General features: G+C 57.1%; 6 protein-coding genes. All 6 read right to left on the reverse strand.

Annotated features, from left to right (window positions below; translation table 11 throughout):
• Positions 1-572: hypothetical protein (locus VBE63_RS26970; protein ID WP_323686079.1), on the reverse strand; the 572-nt coding region annotated here is incomplete at its 3' end.
• Positions 569-769 (reverse strand): hypothetical protein, encoded by a 201-nt coding sequence (locus VBE63_RS26975; RefSeq protein WP_323686080.1) that lies wholly within the window; start codon positions 767-769, stop codon positions 569-571. The genes VBE63_RS26975 and VBE63_RS26970, both read right to left, overlap by 4 nt.
• A 182-nt stretch (positions 770-951) precedes the next feature.
• Positions 952-1,245, reverse strand: a complete 294-nt coding sequence (locus tag VBE63_RS26980; protein ID WP_323686084.1) for a CmcI family methyltransferase — start codon at positions 1,243-1,245, stop codon at positions 952-954.
• A gap of 248 nt (positions 1,246-1,493) precedes the next feature.
• The gene (locus VBE63_RS26985; protein ID WP_323686081.1) at positions 1,494-1,694 is read right to left on the reverse strand and encodes a hypothetical protein; all 201 of its coding nucleotides are present in this window, start codon (positions 1,692-1,694) and stop codon (positions 1,494-1,496) included.
• A 5-nt stretch (positions 1,695-1,699) separates the two neighbouring features.
• The gene (locus tag VBE63_RS26990; protein ID WP_323686082.1) at positions 1,700-1,903 is read right to left on the reverse strand and encodes a hypothetical protein; all 204 of its coding nucleotides are present in this window, start codon (positions 1,901-1,903) and stop codon (positions 1,700-1,702) included.
• Between the two features lies 1 nt (position 1,904).
• Positions 1,905-2,709: AAA family ATPase (locus VBE63_RS26995; protein WP_323686083.1), on the reverse strand; the 805-nt coding region annotated here is incomplete at its 5' end.

Raw genomic sequence — 2,709 nt, forward strand, 5'->3', positions numbered from 1 at the left:
CTCATGTCCCGTACGACCAACTGCACATGATTCTTTTCCTTGAAACCAGCGTTTGGGTATAGCTCGTCGCCCTCCCAAAATGCTCCGCGTACTGTCTGATAGGGCTTGAGCGGTGCATTGTTCTCAAGCATGCTGTCCTCGCGGATTTGATGGAGTAACTCAATGACGGCGCAATCCAGATGACGCTTGCGTCGATCGATCCCCCCTTCATTCTCGGGCAGCTCTGTCGTGCTTTCTGACAGCGCGAGATACGACTGTTTGACTTGATCCAAAGCTGAGGCCTCAAGCAGATTGAGACATCTGCCGGGATCAATCACGGCTCCGAGCACTGCCGGATTCTCGATCTTTCCTCGACTGGATAGACCATCACGAGCCGCCTGTTTGGCGAAATCTAAAGCACGTAGGGGTCTGTACTCCCAGAAGTAGATACCATTACCCAGCCAGTCGTAAGAATTTTGGCTTCGACCCAGATGACATTTACCGCTGAGAACGTCATCAACGACAGACTGATCTGTTCCATGGAACCCAAGAAGGAGCCCCGGAAGAATTTCGTAGTGTCCGTTTTGGATCACCGAGATTGGTATTCTTTGCTTAACTGACCACTTTCCGTGATGATCCCCGCTCTTTCCATGGCACGGCGCAGTGCTTGCTGATCCTTTTTGTACCGATGTACAGTACGAGCAATGGCCGCAAGTTCATCGGTCGTGGTCGGAGGGACACTAAAACGCCCTTCACTTGAAGTTGGCGCCGCTCTGTTGTCTGTCTTCATGTTCATTTTTCGCCGATTCTCTCGAACGGCAATCCTCCTATGATCCGATATCAACATCGAAGTGATCAAGCTTCTGCCCGGCTGTTCGCCCCCAAGCCGACTTCAGGATGGTTGACCCGAGACTTGAAATCAAGGCTCCAGGTCAAGGAGTGTGCCACCTCCCCAGCCCTGATGACCAGCACCTACCCCACCCGCCGCAGGTAGCCATCCGGTGCCACGCTAATCAGCAGCTTGTGGTCGATCTGTTTGTCGATCTCGAACTCCGGGTGATCCTTGAGGTACTGGTGCACGGCAGTCTTGGGGTTGTTGCCTGGTCCCCAGGGGCGGTCGGGGAACATGTCGGCGGGCATATCTTCGATGAGGGTGTCAAACACCACGCAGTAGCTGCCGTTGGCGTGGGGCTTGGCGTGGGCGTCTGGATCACCGCCTGCAGGCCATTGTCCGCCACCGGTTGGGTGCCGGCGGTGAGGTCTTATTCAACCGCCCAGGGTGCCTCGGCGAAGACATCCATCAGCGCAATGCCGAAGGCGCGATGCCAGAGGCGCAGGAGGTCTTTGTCTGAGGGGTGGCGGGGGTCGGCGCTCATGGGTCCAGTGTAGCCGATGGTGCCTCAGCAGACACCTGCAGCAAGGGCCAGCCAACACGCCTTCGACCCCGGAGGCTGGGTCTTCTCGCCCTGTCGTCAATGGTTTCGTGGCAGTCGACCGTTAACGTGGTCCGTCCCTCATAATTCCCAGGCGGAGTCAATCTCCGCCATGCACTCCAGCGTAAAGCCAGACAGCTCAACGCCGAACGGCAGCCCGCGCCAGCGCGCCAGGCGCAGCAACGGCCAGTAACAGCGCTCAATGACCCGCGGGCGGTCTTCCTCCTCAATCGCCGAGTAGGCGAGGTTGAGGTGGAAGAAGCTGTAGAGATCGAGGGGCACAGCGATTAACGGATTTGCAGCACATGACGGATGGCCGTCTCGAAAGGTTTTCCAGCAATGTCATTCAGCTCCTGATCCAGGATCGGCTGCCAGTCCGAATCTTCAAACTCCAGAGCCAAACTAAAGATCTCTTCCGCCGTCTGCAGGTTGCGGCCGTGACGAAACCTGCCCAAGCAGCGCGGTGCAGAGGGTCGGCTCAGTCGGTGCATGTCAGCTATCAATCCGGTCGACAGGCATGCGTTTGCCCAAGCGTGATTTCATCTCCTGGAGCCGCTCCATGCGTAGACACTCCAACCACGCCGGGTGATTTTCGCCAAAATGATCGAAGATCTTGATTTTGAGCGCCTGCTTTCGCTCATCTAAAACCTGATCTTGCTCCATTGAGGTCACGAGCGCTTTGTACTCCTCGAGCCATCGGGCTTCCTGTACGCCCGGAACTGGGTCGACTTCTTGCAGTTCAGCCATCACATCGCTACTGGCCACACCGCGACTTTGCATCAAAGGCCGAACAGTTTGCGAAACGGTTTCGCCGCTCTCTGGATCGTACTCGTGTCGGACCAGCCGGATCGATTCGGCATCCACCGTCGAGAGCACTTGTGGACTATGCGTCGTCACCACCAGTTGAATGCGCGGAAACGCCTCGCGCAGCGTGCCAATCACACGCTGCTGCCAACGCGGATGCAAATGCATGTCGACTTCGTCGATGAACGCAATCCCTGCTGTCCGTCGTGCAGCCTCCTCGCCCATGTGCGGGTTGAGCTTGGCACAGCGCCAAGCCATGTCAGCTACCAGTGACACCATCGCACGCACACCATCACTCAGCAGGGAGACCGGCAGTGTTCCGATTTCTGGATGTTCTATTGCCAACTCCTCATACTGCATACTGTAATGGAAACCTTCCCAGCCTTCCGCGCTCAGCACTGAATCGACGGCGCGCTGAATGCCTTTGATCTGGCCCGCAATAGGGTGCCACCGGTCGGCATCCAGGCTTTGCTGCTGGAGCGCCGCCAGAGTG

The organism is Lamprobacter sp. (assembly GCF_034860625.1).
GTDB lineage: Bacteria > Pseudomonadota > Gammaproteobacteria > Chromatiales > Chromatiaceae > Lamprobacter.